This is a genomic window from Sporosarcina quadrami (genome assembly GCF_014836615.1).
Taxonomy (GTDB): Bacteria; Bacillota; Bacilli; order Bacillales_A; family Planococcaceae; genus Sporosarcina; species Sporosarcina quadrami.
This window is the reverse complement of sequence record NZ_JACSQN010000023.1, coordinates 19,269-36,983: the sequence shown is the minus strand read 5'-3', so window position 1 is coordinate 36,983 and position 17,715 is coordinate 19,269. Positions and strand designations below refer to the sequence as shown.

The following is a 17,715-nucleotide window of genomic DNA, read 5'->3' as shown; positions in this document are numbered from 1 at the left end:
CGTCGGTTTACGGGCGCGGCGACGGGGTTTACGAGCGCGGCTTGACGGTTTACGGGCGCGGCGACGGGGTTTACGAGCGCGGCACGGCGGTTTACGGGCGCGGCGACGAGGTTTACGAGCGCAATATAAAAAATCCGCCATAAAATGAATTATGGCGGACCTACTATTTGTTAACCGATTGAACCTTCCATCTCAAACTTGATAAGACGGTTCATCTCTACTGCGTACTCCATCGGCAATTCTTTTGTGAATGGCTCGATGAAGCCCATAACGATCATTTCTGTAGCTTCCAGTTCACCGATACCACGGCTCATCAAGTAGAAGAGCTGCTCTTCGGATACTTTGGAAACTTTTGCTTCGTGCTCAAGTGAAATGTTGTCGTTCAGGATTTCGTTATATGGAATCGTATCGGAAGTCGAAAGCTTATCCATGATGAGCGTGTCACACTCGATGTTTGCACGCGCACCATCTGCACGACGGCCAAAGTGGACGATACCGCGGTATGTCACTTTACCACCATGTTGAGAGATCGACTTGGAAACGATTGTTGATGAAGTATTTGGAGCTAAGTGCATCATTTTCGCACCAGCATCTTGATGTTGTCCTTTACCAGCAAGAGCGATCGATAAAGTCATTCCACGAGCGCCTTCGCCTTTTAAGATACAAGCAGGGTATTTCATCGTCAATTTCGAACCGATGTTGCCATCAATCCATTCCATTGTAGCGTTCGCTTCACATACTGCGCGCTTCGTTACAAGGTTATAAACGTTATTAGCCCAGTTCTGGATTGTCGTATAACGGCAATATGCATCTTTTTTGATGATGATTTCAACGACCGCACTGTGCAGTGAATTCGTTGTGTACACTGGTGCTGTACAACCTTCAACATAATGGACGCTTGCGCCTTCATCGACAACAATTAGCGTACGCTCGAACTGACCCATGTTTTCCGAGTTAATACGGAAGTAAGCTTGTAGTGGTGTTTCAACTTTGATACCTGGTGGTACGTAGATGAAAGATCCACCTGACCAAACAGCTGAGTTTAAAGCTGAGAATTTATTATCAGAGTTAGGGATTACTGTACCCCAGTACTTTTTAAACAATTCTTCGTTTTCGCGAAGTGCAGAATCTGTGTCCTTGAAAACAATACCCATGTCTTCAAGCTCCACTTTCATGTTATGATACACAACTTCTGATTCATACTGCGCGGAAACACCCGCAAGGTATTTTTGTTCCGCTTCAGGAATCCCAAGTTTGTCAAACGTACGTTTGATTTCTTCAGGAACTTCATCCCAAGATTTTTCTGTTGCTTCGGAAGGTTTTACATAATACGTAATTTCGTCGAAGTTAAGAGGTTTCAAATCTCCACCCCACTGAGGCATCGGCATGCTATAGAACAGCTCAAGAGATTTCAGACGGTAGTCCAACATCCACTGAGGTTCTTCCTTCATGTTAGAGATTTCTTCAACGATTTCTCGTGTCAAACCACGTTCCGAACGGAAAACAGATACGTCTTTATCATGAAAACCATATTTGTAATCGCCAATATCAGGCATTTTTTTAGCCATCTTTATTCCTCCGTTCATTCATTCGCCAGCCTACTCATAATGCGAGCAGCGGCGGTTTTGAGGCTTCTAAGTTACTGAAACCTAAGCCGGGACTAGTTGTCGGAATCAGAACCGAGCCCTTTTTCCATAGCCTTCCATCCAAGTGTTGCGCATTTAATACGCGCAGGGAATTTAGCTACACCGGAAAGGGCTTCGATATCGCCAAGATCGATGGAATCATCAATCTCTTTTCCAAGCATCATATCAGAAAACAGATGAGCATAGTGAACAGCTGTGTCTATGTCCTTGTTCTTGATGATCTGTGTCATCATCGAGGCGGATGCCATCGAAATGGAACAGCCTTCACCTTCGAATTTGGCATCTTTGACAATGCCATCTTCCACTTGCAGCGTTAAATGAATGACATCACCGCAAGTCGGATTGTTCATATCGACAGTTACATTATTATCTTTCAATACGCCTTTGTTTCTTGGACTTTTATAATGGTCCATGATGACTGAGCGGTATAGCTGATCTAATTTGTTAGTAGGCATTATTCGAAATACTCCTTTGCAATACGGAGTCCTTCTACGAGACGGTCAACGTCTTCCTCTGTGTTATACAGATAGAAACTTGCTCGTGCAGTCGCTGAAACATCCAGCCATTTCATTAGCGGCTGTGCACAATGATGACCTGCCCGCACCGCGATTCCGTTCATGTCAAGTACTGTTGCAACATCATGAGGATGAACATTATCTAAATTGAACGTTACAAGACCTGCACGTTTACCAGGATCTTTCGGTCCATAAATCGTCAAGCCTTCTATAGAAGACATACGATCCATCGCATAACCCGCAAGCTCGTGTTCATGCTTTTCAATTTCGTCCAAACCAATCTGCTCTAAATAATCTATGGCTGCGCCTAATCCGATAGCTCCGGCAATAATCGGCGTTCCACCTTCGAACTTCCAAGGAAGCTCTTTCCATGTGGATTCATAGAGGCCTACGAAGTCGATCATTTCACCACCGAATTCAACAGGCTCCATTTTGTTCAATAAATCCTTCTTACCGTAAAGAACACCAATACCAGTCGGTCCACACATTTTATGGCCGGAAAAAGCAAGGAAATCACAATCAAGTTTTTGAACGTCAATCTTTAAATGAGGTGCAGCTTGCGCGCCGTCAACGACCATTATTGCTCCATGTGCATGAGCGATTTCCGTAATTTCCTTTATCGGATTCATCGTTCCTAATACATTGGACACATACATGATGGAAACAATCTTTGTGCGGTCAGTTACTGTTTCACGCACCTTATCTAGAGATAGTGTGCCGTCTTCTTCAAGATCGACGTATTTCAAGATTGCGCCTTTTTCCTTTGCTAGCTGTTGCCAAGGAATGATATTGGAGTGATGCTCCATATGAGTAATGACGATTTCATCGCCTTCTTCAACATTTTGACGACCATATCCTTGGGCAACAGTATTCAATGCTGTCGTTGCGCCACGCATGAAAATGACTTCTTGCGTCGATTTTGCATTGATGAACTTTCGGACTTTTTCACGTGCTCCTTCATAACCTTCCGTCGCTCTGTTCCCTAACGTGTGAACACCGCGATGGACGTTAGAATTGTCATACTTATAGTAGTTAGTAATTGCTTCAATAACTTGCCGCGGCTTTTGTGACGTCGCAGCACTGTCCAAATAGACAAGAGGATAACCGTTAATCTCCTGGTCAAGAATCGGGAAGTCTTTGCGTATCTCTTTACTGAGCATTAGCGCACTTTCCTTTCGATGACCTCCGTCAATTGCTTCTTAACACCTTCGATAGGCAATTTGCTGACGACTGGTGCAAGGAAACCATGAATGACGAGGCGTTCTGCTTCTTCTTTAGAAATCCCTCGGCTCATAAGATAGAATAATTGCAATGGGTCTACACGACCGACAGATGCTGCGTGTCCTGCTGTTACATCATCTTCGTCGATCAAAAGAATCGGATTCGCATCTCCACGCGCTTTCTCACTTAGCATTAGAATACGAGATTCTTGCACTGCGTTTGAGCGAGTTGCACCTTTTGCAATACGACCGATACCATTAAAAATTGATGATGCTGCTTCCTTCATAACACCGTGCTTGAGAATGAACCCATCTGTATCCATTCCCCAATGAACGATTTCAGAAGTGAAGTTCTGCTTCTGATCACCACGTCCAACAACGACTGTCTTCATATCACTTGAAGAACCGTTCCCGACTAAATGAGTGATGTTTTCAGAAATTGTATCGCTGTCGTTCATTAATCCTAGAGCCCATTCAATACGGCTATGAGGACCTGTAACGCCACGACGGTTTACATATGTTGTGAATCCTTTTGCAAGTACGTCAACTGCACCGTAAATCAATTTTGCGTTATCAGCTGTAAATACTTCAGAAATGATGTTCGCTTGTCCAGTTGCTACTTCAACTGTAGAAAGATAGTTTTCCACATATGTAACCGAGCTGTTCGCTTCTGCGACAACGATTACATGGTTGAATAGTGATGCTTGTGCATCGGTATGCAAGAACAGAACTTGTAACGGCTCTGAAATGACGACATCTTTTGGCACATAGACGAAAACGCCACCATTTACTAATGCAGCATGGTAAGCAGTCAGCTTGTGCTCTTCAACTTTTACGCCGTCTGTCATGTAGTACTTTTTCAATAAGTCCGCGTGTTCACGTGAAGCAGTGAAAATATCCGTCAAGATGACGCCTTGCGCTTTCAATTCATCTGATAATGAAATATAAGCAGGTGTATTGTTATGTTGTACGTAAATATTTTGTTGATTTTCACTAACAAGCTCTTGTGCTTCCGCAGGCAACTCTGTAAGTGATGAGAACGTTGCGCTCTCCACTGCATGTGCAGGGAAATCCAAGAAGTTCCACTTTGTAATCTTTGTTTTATCAGGTGTCGGCATTGGAAGTTGTTCCACTTTCGCCAAAGCATCTGCACGGAAATCCGCCATCCAATCGGCTTCATTCATTTTCGCAGAGAAAGAGCGGACGTCCTGTTCGGTCAATGCCATTTTTGTTTCAACCGTCATTTTGAATCGTCCCCTTTCTTAAGCTTCTTGTCCAACTGTTTCGTCTTCAATTCCTAGTTCTTCTTTGATCCAGTCATAACCACGTTCCTCAAGCTCTTTTGCAAGCTCAGCTCCACCTGATTTAACTACTCTACCTTGCATCATTACGTGAACATGATCTGGCGTGATGTAGTTCAGTAGACGTTGGTAGTGAGTAATGATCAAGCAACCGAACTCTTCTCCACGCATTTCGTTGATCCCTTTGGATACAACTTTCAATGCATCGATATCAAGGCCAGAGTCGATTTCGTCAAGTACAGCGAACTTCGGCTTCAACATCATTAGTTGAAGAATTTCGTTACGCTTCTTTTCGCCACCAGAGAAACCTTCGTTCAAATAGCGTGTTGCCATATCTTGATCCATTTCAAGGACGTCCATTTTGCTGTCCAATTCACGGATGAATTTCATTAGGGAGATTTCGTCGCCTTCTTCACGACGTGCATTAATTGCAGAACGCATGAAATCTGCATTCGTTACACCAGTAATTTCACTCGGGTATTGCATCGCTAAGAATAAACCTGCTTGCGCGCGTTCATCCACTTCCATTTCAAGTACGTCTTCGCCATCTAGCGTGACAGATCCGGAAGTGACTTCATATTTCGGGTGACCCATGATTGCTGATGCTAGAGTCGATTTACCTGTACCATTCGGCCCCATGATCGCGTGGATCTCATTTGTATTGATTGTTAAATTGACGCCTTTCAATATTTCCTTGCCTTCAATTTCAACGTGAAGGTCTTTAATTTCCAAAGTTGCCATTCCAATACCTCCAATATGATAAAGATGAACGGTTTAGCCATTCTCTATTTAGTATCATTCTAATCTTACCCCATTATCCATTGCCTTGCAAATCATTGAGAATTATTATAAATTAATTCATTTACCCTTGTAATCCTTTGTTTTATTGGTAAGATGGATGATTATTTCATTTTCATTTATCATGAAATGAATGAGAATTAGTCATCGATCATTTCCATGAAAATTAAAAAGCACCGGTCTATAATTGCACCGGTACTTTTAATGAAATTATCAGATGTGTTGACTAACCAGTATCATACAGTTGTATCACAATGAACCCGTTGACTTCCGTTCCGGCGCACGCTTTCCGCGGGCACGGCTTCAGCCTCCTCGTCGCGAAGAGCACGCTCCTGTGGGGTCTTCAGCTCGCGCTATTCCCGCAGGAGTCGGCGCCTGCACTTCAGTCAACTTTAGATTGCAGAATAAAAAATTAAGAAACGCTTGCTTCTACAAGTAAGCATAAAATAATCCATATTTATCATAGAAGACTTAGATGATTGTAGTGCAGGGCGGCGACTCCTTGGGGATTAGCGTGACAGGTGAGACCCCGCAGTGTCGCAAAGCGACCGAGGAGGCTCACCGCACGCCTCCAGGAAAGCGTCCGCCCGGAACGGAAATCATCGTGCTAAGTTATAGCCTATTTTGGTTAATCAACACATATTTAAAATTATAATCCTTCTACATTTGAAGAAGCTTTTTTTGTAAATCGATCAAGAATGATGGCGAGTGCTCCGTCTCCCGTAACATTCGTTGCTGTTCCGAAGCTATCTTGCGCCATATAGAGAGCAATCATTAAAGCGACCATTGATTCGTCAAAACCGAGCATCGTTGCCAGAAGTCCGACAGCAGCCATGACAGCCCCACCCGGAACTCCTGGTGCAGCAATCATTGTCACGCCGAGCATCATGATGAACGGCAGATAACTGCCGAATGTTACCGGCATATCATTCATCAGTAGTACACCGATAGAACACGAAACCAATGTAATTGTACTCCCCGATAAATGAATCGTTGCAAATAACGGAACGGTGAAGTCTGCTACGCGGTCAGAAGCGCCAGCTTTCTTTGCCTGACGCAATGTAACCGGGATTGTTGCTGCTGAAGATTGTGTTCCGATTGCAGTCATATAAGCTGGGGCCATTGTTTTCAGCAAGCCAAACGGATTGCGCTTTGAAACAGTTCCCGCTATTGAATATTGGACAGTGAGCATGATGAGATGCAAAACGATAATCATGATGAATACGACGGAAAAGACCGAAAGTACTTTAGCCACTTCGCCACTATAAGTCATATTAAGGAAAATCCCAAAAATGTGTATTGGTAATAAAGGTATGATTACATATGTGATTACTTTCTCGATTAACGCATTGAATTCTTCGAAAAATGAAAGCATTGACTTACTACTAATAGAAGCCATTCCGATTCCGAGTACAAATGCTAAAAGTAGAGCGGACATGACGCCCATAATTGGTGTCATTTCGATTTCGAAAAATGTCGTTCCAGGCGCTTTTCCTGCATTTTCTATAGATCCTGAGCTAACCGCGTGGATAAAGTTCGGTAAAATTGTTGTTGCTGCAAAAAAAGCCAAGATCCCTGCGGCAATGGTAGAAGCATAAGCGAGCAATGTCGCCCATCCTAATAACTTCCCTGAGCCCTTACCAAGCTTCGCAATACCGGGTGCGATGAAAGCGATAATAATAAGTGGGACGACAAAATTTAAAAATCCCCCAAACATCATATTGAATGTAGCAAAGAACCGGACGAATCCAAGAGCAAATCCTTCATGGATGATTGGAAGTAGCAAACCGAATCCTACTGCTAGTCCTATGGCGATAATAATGCGCCATATAAGTCCAATTTTCTTCATATGTAATCTTCCTCCTTATTCGTAAATTCGCATACTTATACAACAAAACCACTTTAACACAATGAAGTAAAAAATAAAATGCTTCAAGGAATTTTCTTTTTTCTCAAAAAAAGACCATCCACCATACCGGTCTAAAGGGCATGGTGGATGGTCTAATACCTATTAATCATTTTACAGGAACAACAGAACCTTCCCATTCTTCTAAGATGAAGTCTTGAATCTCTTTGGATTTTAATACATCTACAAGCGCTTTAATGGCTTCTCTTTTTTCATCACCAGCGCGGACGGCAATTATATTTACGTACGGTGAATCGGTTTCTTCAAGAGCAATTGCATCTTCAAGCGGGTTCAAACCTGCATCAAGTGCATAGTTGGAGTTGATTAACAACAGATCACCTTCATCTTGCTTATACAATTCAGGCATTAACGCAGCTTCGTATTCCGCTTCAAACTTCAAGTTTTTCGGATTATCGACGATATCGTCAAGTTCTGCTTTCACTTTGTCTACACCGTCAGCAAGCGTGATAAGGCCTTCTTTTTCAAGCATCGCTAACACACGTCCATGATCTGCCACTGAGTTACTGATTAACACTGTCGCACCGTCAGGTAGTTCATCCAATGAATCATATTTCTTTGAATACACACCGATCGGTTCAATATGGATTGCACCTGCATTCTCAAAATCATAGCCAAAGTCTGCAATTTGACTTTCAAAGTAAGGAATATGCTGGAAGTAGTTTGCATCTAGTGTGCCTTCATCCAAATCCTTGTTTGGCAAAACATAATCCTGATACTCTTCAATTTTCAAATCAAAACCTTTTTCTTTCATTAAAGGCTGTGCTTTTTCTAAAATAAGCGCATGCGGAACGTTAGAAGCCCCGACTGTTATCGTCTTATCGTCTTGATCTTTTCCACCACAAGCCGCTAATGCCAACACGAGCACTGCTAATAAAATTCCAGTCAATACCTTTTTCATACATAATACTCCCCTTTTTTATAGTTATTGTTTATTGTGCACAGGCTAAGCCTGAAAACCCCTTTATCGCTTGTCCAATTTCCGAACGACGTAATCGCCGATGAACTGAAGAATGAAGACGATGATTAAGATTAATATTGTAGAAACAAGTACGATGTCATAGCGGCTTCGCTGGAAACCTTGATAATACGCAAGATTTCCTAAACCGCCTGCCCCGATAATGCCTGCCATAGCGGTATAACCGACTAAAGCGATGGCCGTTACCGTAATACCTGAAAACAATGCCGGTTTCGACTCTGGCAATAACACCTTAAAAATGATCGTGCTCGTTTTAGCACCCATTGAACGTGCTGCTTCCAGTACCCCTTTATCAATCTCCTGCAAACCGATCAACACCATGCGTGCATAAAATGGAGCTGCCCCAATTATGAGTGCAGGCAAAGCCGCGTTCGGTCCTCTCATCGATCCGACAAGCAGTATAGTGAATGGGATAATCAGAATGATCAAGATGATAAATGGAATAGACCTGAATATGTTCACGACAGAGCTTGTTATGGTGTACGTCAGTTTATTCGCCCAGAGTTGACCTGGACTTGATAAGAACAGAAGAACACCTAACGCGATTCCGATGACGAATGTAAACAGTGTCGAAACAGCCGTCATATAAAGGGTTTCCACTGTCGCAATCCACATCTTTTCCCAATTCACATGGGGTAATAATGTTTCAATCATGCCCAATCACCTCCGTTTGGACGCCTTCATTATGGAGAAATTCGATTGCTGAAGTAACTTTCTCTTTATCACCGATTAATTGCAGAAGCAGCGTCCCATATGCTCCGCCTTTTGTATGAGAGATATCGCCTTGAACAATGTTCACATCGATATTGAATCTCCTAATCATTGTAGACAGTACAGGTTGCTCCGTCCTGTCACCGACAAACACTAATTTTACAAGTGTTCCTTCAGAGGATTCCGCTTTCAAATGTTGCAATGCGTGTTCAGTTCCCGCCGTTTGCGTAATTTGAGATACAAATCGTTTTGTAATCTGCTCTTTAGGTGACTGGAACACGTCAAGGACATTGCCTATTTCAACAATCTTCCCTGCCTCCATGACAGCTACACGATGGCAGATTTTACGGATGACGTGCATTTCATGAGTGATTAGAACAATCGTCAAGCCGAGCTTGTCGTTTATCGCTGTTAATAAATCAAGAATCGAATCTGTTGTTTCCGGATCGAGCGCGGAAGTAGCTTCGTCACATAACAGCACTTCAGGATCATTGGATAAGGCACGTGCAATGCCGACACGTTGTTTCTGCCCACCGGAAAGTTGTGCAGGGTACGCATCTTCTCTTCCTGCCAAACCGACAAGTTCTACTAATTCAGCGACTTTTTTATCCCGTTTCTCTTTACTAACACCGGCAATTTCTAGCGGAAAAGCAATATTCTCTCTCACTGTACGCGACCAGAGTAAATTGAAATGTTGGAACACCATGCTGATCTTTTGGCGCGCCTCTCTAAGCTCTTTTGCTGAAACAGTTGCTAATTCATGTCCTGCAATGTTGATTTGTCCGGAAGTAGGTTTTTCCAGACCATTCAATAAACGGATTAATGTACTTTTTCCTGCTCCGCTGTAGCCGATGATTCCAAAAATTTCACTATTACCAATCGTCAAGTTCACATTATCTACAGCAGTAATGCGATTAGTCGCTGTATCAAATATTTTATTCACATCTGTTAACGTAATCATCGTTGTATCACCTCTCTATAATCATTCCCAAAAAGAAAAGCCTTTCTGCAGACGAGCAGAAAGGCTAAAACGTTATCAATAAATAAACGCTAATCCGATCTCTCATCTCTCAAAGCATATGCTTTGCGTGATTTGGCACCATTTCACATAAGTGACGGTTGCCGGGCTTCATAGGGCACTTCCCTCAGCCTCTCTTTATAAGAGCGATTTATTCAGTTAAAGTAATAGATACATTTATAGCATACGTTTTACTTTTGTGTCAACCTATTCTTTCTAATAAATGCGGAACCGAATGAAATGCATAGATCTTTTCGACTAACTCCCCATCCTTTTGTATGAGCAGGCAAGGGACGCTTTCGATTGCGTATTCGACAGCAAGATCTTGGAGATAGTTCAAATCGGCTTTACCTATCGGCAATCCAGGTTTCATAGCAGCGATGACTTCAACCATTTTTGAGGCGACTGCACATGTACCGCACATAGGTGTATATAGATAGAAAATGCTTACAGCTGAAGCTTCCAAGCTGACTTCCCACTGTTCGCGTGTCCATTGTTGTATTCCGTTCATTTTTTCACCTTCAAAGTAAGAATTGGGGATGCACTAAAAACCGTTCAGCAAGCAAAATGGTTGCTAGTGTGCGGAAAGGGGTTGTTTCGACTTGTCCATATTGACGTTCTGTATAGAGATGTAATGCTTCCGGGTATGCCCTTTTAAAAAGAGTGCGCAGCTTTTCCCCAGATGGATCTGCATCGAAGAATACATAGATATCATGGTCTTCATATGGAGCGAGAATCTCTTCAATTCGATAAGGACTTACGGTTCCGTTTGTACAGATGATTTCAACCGGCTCTGCTAACACTTTTTGCAATCTCTTCCTGTCTGCTCCACCTTCCACAATAACGACCCTGCGCATCTCCATCGATTTACCTCCTAGAACAATTGAAAAAAGCGCCGGTATCATCCAGCGCTTTTTTTATTACTCTCCGACAGTCATCTTGTCATAGTCTTCAGCAGACATAAGTTCATCAAGTTCCGCTTTATTAGAAGCTTCGACAACGATCATCCAAGCACCTTCGTATGGAGATTCATTCACCAATTCTGGGCTGTCTTCTAATTCTTCGTTAACTTCAAGTACTTTACCGCTAATTGGAGCGTATAATTCAGAAACAGTTTTAACTGATTCTACACTACCGAATGGCTCGTCCGATTTCACTTCGTCACCAACTGATGGAAGTTCAACAAAAACGATATCTCCCAGTTCAGATTGTGCGAAATGTGTAATACCGATACGATAGTTACCGTTTTCGTCTTTTACCCATTCGTGTTCTTCAGAATAACGCAAGTCTTTAGGTGTGCTCATCCCGTACCCCTCCATTAACTATACATTTAGTGATTTCTATTCAATTCTTACATATTTTAAGGATAAAGACAAGAAAGTAATTCAGGCTTTCCAAGCTTCCTCAAAGTTTACTTCATTAAAGCCGACAGTTGCGTGTGAACCATTTGTGACAATCGGTCTTTTAATGAGCATACCATCTGTTGAAAGCAATTCAACCTTCTCTTCATCAGTCATTTGTGGGAGTTTATCTTTTAAATTCAGTTCCCGATATTTCATGCCGGACACGTTGAAAAACTTCTTAATATCCAAATCGGAATTACTGATCATCCGCTGAAGTTCCTCTTTAGTCGGCGGATTCTCAACTATATTGACTTCTGTATAATCCAGTTCGTTCATTTCTAACCACTTCTTTGCTTTTTGACACGTACTGCATTTAGGATATCCATAATACGTTAATGCCATCTGACAACACCTCCATTTTAACCAGTATATCAAATAAACCACCCAAGACGGAACTGTCTGGGTGGTTGTCGATTATACTACAAACTTTTCTGCATCAATTAGCTTAACAGACGCTTCACGTTTTTTCGCAATTAAGTTATACGGGGTAGAACGAGTCAGCTTGCGTAAAGCAGAAAGCATCATGCGCTGATTATCGCCTTCAACTGCCGCCAGAAGCGTTTCTTTCGCGTCTTTTTCAATCGCTTCGAATGCTTCCTGACAGAAAATTTCTGTGTAAAGGATTTTTTGTTGTTCCTTCTCTTCACCATTCTTCGCAATTGCTTTTTCTGTACGAAGAAGTGCGGATTCCATTGCAAAAATATTATTAGCGATATCAGCAATGTTCACAAGTACTTCCTGTTCCGTTTCCAGTTTCGTGCCATAGCGTTGCGCTGCCATTCCTGCTGCCAGCAAGCCGATTTTCTTCGCATTTTTCACAAGCACTTTCTCTTGTGCAAGCGCTTCGTCACCGATTTCTTCCGGCATCATCATAAGCAATTCTTCTTGCAAGCTTTGTGCTTGTTCAAGAAGTGGCAATTCGCCTTTCATCGCTTTCTTGAGGAATGTACCTGGAACGATCATACGGTTGATTTCGTTCGTTCCTTCAAAAATACGGTTAATACGGGAGTCCCGGTAAATGCGCTCTACTTCATATTCTTGCATGAAGCCGTAACCACCGTGCAATTGAACCGCTTCGTCGGCAATATAGTCAAGCACTTCCGAACCCACTACTTTGTTAATCGAGCACTCAATTGCATATTCAGCGATGGAAGCCGCAACCGCTTTACCATCCTTTTGTTGTTCAGGAGTCATTTCAGCATTTCGCTCTTCAAAATAACCGACAGTACGGTAGATTAGACTTTCTGCTGCATAGAGCTTTGAAGCCATTGTTGAAAGCTTCTCTTTCGTCAAGTTAAATGAAGAGATTGGTGTCTTGAATTGTTGACGTTGGTTTGCATAAGAGATTGCAAGTTCAAGTGCACGCTTCGATCCACCGATTGTACCTACTCCAAGCTTATAACGCCCGATATTCAAGATGTTGAACGCGATAATATGTCCTCTTCCAATTTCACCTAATAGGTTTTCAACAGGCACTTCAGCATCTTCAAGAATTAATGTCCGGGTAGATGAAGATTTAATACCCATCTTCTTTTCTTCCGCTCCTACAGAAACGCCCGGGAATTCTCTTTCAACGATGAATGCAGAGAACTTGTCGCCGTCCACTTTAGCGTATACAACGAACACATCAGCAAATCCTGCGTTTGTGATCCATTGTTTTTCACCGTTAAGGATGTAATGCGTTCCAGCTTCGTTTAATTTAGCTGATGTTTTAGCACCAAGGGCATCAGAGCCTGAACCCGGCTCCGTTAGTGCGTATGCAGAGATTTTGTCGCCTGATACGGAGTTCGGCAAGTATTTTTTCTTTTGTTCTTCGTTACCAAAAAGAACGATTGGCAATGTACCGATTCCTACGTGTGCGCCGTGAGTGATGGAGAATCCACCAGCTACGGACATTTTTTCTGCGATTAGTGCAGATGAGATTTTATCAAGGCCAAGGCCGTCGTATTCTTCTGGTACGTCTGCACCTAGAAGACCGAGGTCACCAGCGGATTTCAGAAGACGTACGGAGTGTTCGAATTCATGGTTTTCCAAGTTTTCGACGACTGGTTTGACTTCGTTTTTCACGTAGTCTTCCGTTGTTTTTGCGATCATTTTCTGTTCGTCTGAAAAGTCTTCCGGTGTGAAGACGCGTGATGCGTCGATGTCTTCGATTAGGAATGCGCCACCCCGAATGAATTCAGTTGTTTTCGTTTCAGTCATTGTATGTTCCTCCTTTTGATTTACAATCTAAAAAAGATATTCCTAAATCACGATGATTTTCGTTCCGGGCGGTCGCTTTCCAGGGGGGCGTGCGGTGAGCCTCCTCGGTCGCTTCGCAACCTTGCGGGGTCTCACCTGACACGCGCATCTCCCAGGAGTCGCCGCCCTTCACTACAATCATCTAAGTATCCGATCAAACACAAAAAGCTAATTAGATAAAATATAACTTCCAATAGAATAAATTTATTACAGTAATTCAAATACCCCAGCAGCGCCCATTCCGCCGCCGATGCACATTGTGACGACGCCGAATTGTTTGCCTTGGCGTTTTAGTTCGTTCATCATTCTTATCGTCAAAACGGAACCTGTTGCGCCGAGTGGGTGGCCGAGTGCGATGGCACCGCCGTTGACGTTCACTTTGTCCATATCAAGACCGAGGTGACGGATGACTTGAAGTGATTGGGAAGCGAATGCTTCGTTCAGCTCCCATAAGTCGATGTCTTCGATGGATAGGCCAGCTAGTTTCAATGCTTTTGGAACAGCTACGATCGGGCCGATTCCCATTACTTCAGGAGGAACGCCCCCTACTGCGAAGGAACGGAATTTAGCGATTGGCTTGAGGCCGTTCGCTTCTGCCACTTCACGATCCATGACGAGGACTGATGCTGCACCGTCAGATGTCTGTGAAGCGTTTCCTGCTGTTACGGATCCAGTGACTGAAAATGCTGGGCGTAATTTCGCCAACACTTCCATAGAAGTACCCGTACGGACGCCTTCATCCATTTCGAACAGTACGTTCTTTTCTTGATACTTACCGCTGTCATCGACGAAGCGCTTTACAACTTCGACTGGGACAATTTCATCGACGAATTTGCCGGCTGCGATTGCCGCTGCCGCTTTTTCGTGTGAACGGACCGCGAATGCGTCTTGGTCTTCACGACTTACACCGTATTTTACTGCGACTTGCTCAGCTGTATGACCCATGCCCATATAGTACTGGGGTGCAGTTTCCGCAAGATGGAAGTTCGGCCTGATTGTGTTCCCCATCATCGGTACCATACTCATCGATTCGACGCCGCCAGCAATGATCGCTTCCGCATGGCCAAGCATGATACGTTCTGCACCGTAAGCGATGGATTGCAGTCCTGATGAACAGAAACGGTTCACTGTGATTGCGGGTGTCGTATCCGGAAGTCCAGCGAGTGCCCCGATATTCCGGGCGACGTTCATCCCTTGCTCCGCTTCCGGCATTGCACAACCGATAATGAGATCATCGATCGGTCCATCGTATCCATTTGCACGTTTCATCGTTTCTGTTATTGCCAAAGCTCCAAGATCGTCTGGACGGACAGTGACAAGAGATCCTCTGCCTGCTTTTCCGACCGGTGTACGGGCTCCGGCTACAATTACTGCTTCACGCATTTCTTTTCCTCCTCTTTACTAAGTGTTCCGTCAGTTGCGCAATGGTTTCCCTTTAATGAGCATATGCTGCATACGTTGCTGTGACTTCGGTTCTGCCACGAGGCTGAGGAACGCTTCACGTTCTAGATCCAACATATATTGTTCATCGACAAGTGTTCCATAAGGCACTTTTCCGCCTGATAACACAAACGCCAATTTTTTCGCTATTTTCAAATCATGATCGCTAATGAATCCTGATAGATGCATTCCTTCAGCTCCTAGAAGCATCGTTGCATATCCTGAATCCCCTGTAACCGGAATCTTTTCTTTCTTAGGTGGTACATATCCACCTTCATAGAGTGCTAGTGCCGCTTGCTTCGCATCGTAGATTAAGTGATCAGGATTGACGCTAATACCATCTGCGAAGTTTAAGAAGTTATTTTCTCTCGCTTCTTCTGCTGACGACGAAACTTTCGCCATTGCGATTGATTCAAATACTTTATTCGCTACGTATTGATAGTCGATATGCACGCCATTCGGCAGGCCTTTTAAATGTTTTGAATATAAGTTGACGTTTCCGCCACCACCAGGAATTAAACCAACACCAACTTCAACAAGTCCAATATACGTTTCCATTGATGCTTGGATATGAGCTGCCGGCAAGCAAACTTCAGCTCCGCCACCGAGCGTCATCTGGAATGGCGCAGCGACAACCGGTTTACGGCTGTACTTAATTTTCATCATCGCATTTTGGAATGAACGGATTGTGTAATCCAGTTCGAAAATATTGTCATCTTGCGCTTCCATCAGAATCATTCCGAGGTTCGCACCGACGCAGAAATTCTTCCCCTGGTTACCGATAACGAGCCCTTTATAATTCTTCTCAACTTCATCGACAGCGAAATTAATCATTTGGATAATATCCAGACCGATTGCATTTGATAGGGAGTGGAATTCAAGCAAGGCAACGCCGTCCCCTAAATCGATAAGACTCGCACCTGTATTCTTTTTGATAACACCGTGCTTCTTCTTGTAGCTCTTTAAGTCAATGGCCTTTTCATTCACAGGAACTGCTTTGTATTCTTCGCCATTGTAAAAGAATAGTTCGCCGTTTTCTTCCTTATAGAATGTTTCGACGCCTTTATCGAGCATGGCCTGAACAAATTCAGGAATTCCGATGCCTTCTTCTTTCATCTTCTCGACAGATTTTGCTACACCGATCGCATCCCATATTTCAAATGGACCTTGTCTCCATCCGAAGCCCCACTTCATCGCATTATCAATTGCAACGATATCGTCAGCGATTTCACCATTCAGTTCAGCGGAATACGTAAGGGTCGGTGCTAAGATGCTCCATAGGATTTCTCCCGTGCGATCGTCTGCATAAACAAGGGATTTCACTTTGTTTGCAAGCCCCTTTTGCTGCTTCGCCATTTCAATTGAAGGCGTTTTCAATTTCTTAGATGGGACATATTCGAACGTCTCTGTGTCAAGCTCTAAAATCTCTTTGCCCTGCTTCAAATAGAAACCTTGTTTGGATTTTGCGCCAAGCCATCCATTGTCGATCATCTTTTTCATGAATGGAGGAAGTTCGAACACTTGCTGTTCGTCACCTTCCGTTTTGTCATACGCATTTTTCGCGACATGCATGAATGTGTCTAGCCCTACGACATCCAATGTACGGAATGTGGCGGATTTCGGACGGCCAATCAATGTACCCGTTACGGAATCGACTTCACCGATTGAATAGCCGCGTTTTTCCATTTCTCGAAGTGTTACAAGTAGACCATAAGTTCCAATACGGTTGGCAATGAAGTTCGGTGTGTCTTTCGCGATGACGACACCTTTACCTAAACGGTCTTCACCGAATTGCATCATGAACTCAAGTACATCCTTATCCGTTTTTGCAGTAGGAATGATTTCAAGCAATTTCAAATAACGGGGCGGATTAAAGAAGTGCGTGCCCATGAAATGCTTCTGGAAATCTTCCGAACGGCCTTCTGACATCGCTTCGATACTAATACCCGAAGTGTTGGATGTAACAATCGTACCTTCTTTACGTACTGCATCTATTTTTTCATACAATCCTTTTTTAACATCCAAGTTTTCAACGATTACTTCAATGATCCAATCAACGTCTTTCAATTTATCCAAATCATCTTCGAAGTTTCCGACTTCAATCAAAGACAAATTATTCTTTGATGCGAGTGGAGCCGGTTTCTGCTTCAATAATTTCTCCAAAGCAGTCGTTGCAAACTTGTTACGCACTTGCTGATTTTCCAAAGTGAGTCCATTTGCTTCTTCTTGGTCTGTCAGTTTGTTTGGAACGATATCCAGCAGAAGTACAGGAATCCCGATATTAGCGAGATGAGCTGCGATACCAGATCCCATAACACCTGAGCCTAAAACTGCCGCTTTCTTAATTTGATATGCCACGTTTGAGAAGCCTCCCTTTTCTTGAATGAACACTCATTCATTTTACAAGTAAAAAAAATAGAAACAAAACTCTATATCTATCAGTTTAGAACATTCAACACTTTTTATCAATGTTTAAATCGTTCATTTCACTTTTTTTCTGAATATACCAATTGCGGGCA

The 17,715-nt window shown here is 43.2% G+C and carries 16 protein-coding genes and 1 riboswitch; all 16 genes read right to left on the bottom strand.

Features of this window, described 5'->3' with window-relative positions; genetic code table 11:
• Positions 1-170: 170 nt before the first annotated feature.
• Positions 171-1,568 carry a Fe-S cluster assembly protein SufB gene (gene sufB, locus H9649_RS16460; protein ID WP_191695990.1) on the bottom strand — a complete coding sequence of 466 codons (1,398 nt, stop codon included), beginning with the start codon at positions 1,566-1,568 and terminating at the stop codon, positions 171-173.
• 92 nt (positions 1,569-1,660) lie between these two features.
• On the bottom strand, positions 1,661-2,101 hold the full coding sequence (gene sufU, locus H9649_RS16455) for a Fe-S cluster assembly sulfur transfer protein SufU (RefSeq protein WP_191695989.1): 441 nt from the start codon (positions 2,099-2,101) through the stop codon (positions 1,661-1,663).
• Entirely contained in the window at positions 2,101-3,321 is a 1,221-nt protein-coding gene (locus tag H9649_RS16450) for a cysteine desulfurase (RefSeq protein WP_191695988.1), read from the bottom strand. Before H9649_RS16450 ends, sufU begins: the two co-directional genes overlap by 1 nt.
• Positions 3,321-4,625 (bottom strand): Fe-S cluster assembly protein SufD, encoded by a 1,305-nt coding sequence (gene sufD / locus H9649_RS16445; protein ID WP_191695987.1) that lies wholly within the window; start codon positions 4,623-4,625, stop codon positions 3,321-3,323. Before sufD ends, H9649_RS16450 begins: the two co-directional genes overlap by 1 nt.
• An 18-nt stretch (positions 4,626-4,643) precedes the next feature.
• Positions 4,644-5,423: a Fe-S cluster assembly ATPase SufC gene (gene sufC, locus H9649_RS16440; protein ID WP_191695986.1), complete on the bottom strand. Its 780-nt coding sequence runs from the start codon at positions 5,421-5,423 to the stop codon at positions 4,644-4,646.
• Between the two features lie 706 nt (positions 5,424-6,129).
• A complete protein-coding gene (locus H9649_RS16435) occupies positions 6,130-7,329 on the bottom strand; it encodes a dicarboxylate/amino acid:cation symporter (protein ID WP_191695985.1) in 1,200 nt (399 codons plus the stop codon).
• A gap of 166 nt (positions 7,330-7,495) precedes the next feature.
• Positions 7,496-8,305 carry a MetQ/NlpA family ABC transporter substrate-binding protein gene (locus tag H9649_RS16430; protein WP_191695984.1) on the bottom strand — a complete coding sequence of 270 codons (810 nt, stop codon included), beginning with the start codon at positions 8,303-8,305 and terminating at the stop codon, positions 7,496-7,498.
• 63 nt (positions 8,306-8,368) lie between these two features.
• Positions 8,369-9,037, bottom strand: a complete 669-nt coding sequence (locus H9649_RS16425) for a methionine ABC transporter permease (protein ID WP_191695983.1) — start codon at positions 9,035-9,037, stop codon at positions 8,369-8,371.
• Positions 9,030-10,055 (bottom strand): methionine ABC transporter ATP-binding protein, encoded by a 1,026-nt coding sequence (locus H9649_RS16420; RefSeq protein WP_191695982.1) that lies wholly within the window; start codon positions 10,053-10,055, stop codon positions 9,030-9,032. The genes H9649_RS16425 and H9649_RS16420 overlap by 8 nt, the downstream gene beginning before the upstream one ends.
• Positions 10,056-10,154: 99 nt before the next feature.
• Positions 10,155-10,259: riboswitch (SAM riboswitch) on the bottom strand.
• A gap of 55 nt (positions 10,260-10,314) precedes the next feature.
• Positions 10,315-10,623, bottom strand: coding sequence for a thioredoxin family protein (locus H9649_RS16415; protein WP_225229956.1), 309 nt, complete (start codon positions 10,621-10,623; stop codon positions 10,315-10,317).
• Between the two features lie 10 nt (positions 10,624-10,633).
• Positions 10,634-10,975: a toprim domain-containing protein gene (locus H9649_RS16410; RefSeq protein ID WP_191695981.1), complete on the bottom strand. Its 342-nt coding sequence runs from the start codon at positions 10,973-10,975 to the stop codon at positions 10,634-10,636.
• Positions 10,976-11,032: 57 nt separating this feature from the next.
• Positions 11,033-11,416: a glycine cleavage system protein GcvH gene (gcvH, locus tag H9649_RS16405; protein WP_191695980.1), complete on the bottom strand. Its 384-nt coding sequence runs from the start codon at positions 11,414-11,416 to the stop codon at positions 11,033-11,035.
• Between the two features lie 81 nt (positions 11,417-11,497).
• Positions 11,498-11,857: an arsenate reductase family protein gene (locus H9649_RS16400; protein ID WP_191695979.1), complete on the bottom strand. Its 360-nt coding sequence runs from the start codon at positions 11,855-11,857 to the stop codon at positions 11,498-11,500.
• Between the two features lie 72 nt (positions 11,858-11,929).
• Complete coding sequence (locus H9649_RS16395; protein WP_191695978.1) at positions 11,930-13,717, bottom strand: acyl-CoA dehydrogenase family protein; 1,788 nt, start codon at positions 13,715-13,717, stop codon at positions 11,930-11,932.
• A gap of 246 nt (positions 13,718-13,963) precedes the next feature.
• Complete coding sequence (locus H9649_RS16390) at positions 13,964-15,139, bottom strand: acetyl-CoA C-acetyltransferase (RefSeq protein ID WP_191695977.1); 1,176 nt, start codon at positions 15,137-15,139, stop codon at positions 13,964-13,966.
• A 30-nt stretch (positions 15,140-15,169) separates the two neighbouring features.
• Entirely contained in the window at positions 15,170-17,554 is a 2,385-nt protein-coding gene (locus tag H9649_RS16385) for a 3-hydroxyacyl-CoA dehydrogenase/enoyl-CoA hydratase family protein (protein WP_191695976.1), read from the bottom strand.
• Positions 17,555-17,715: the final 161 nt, after the last annotated feature.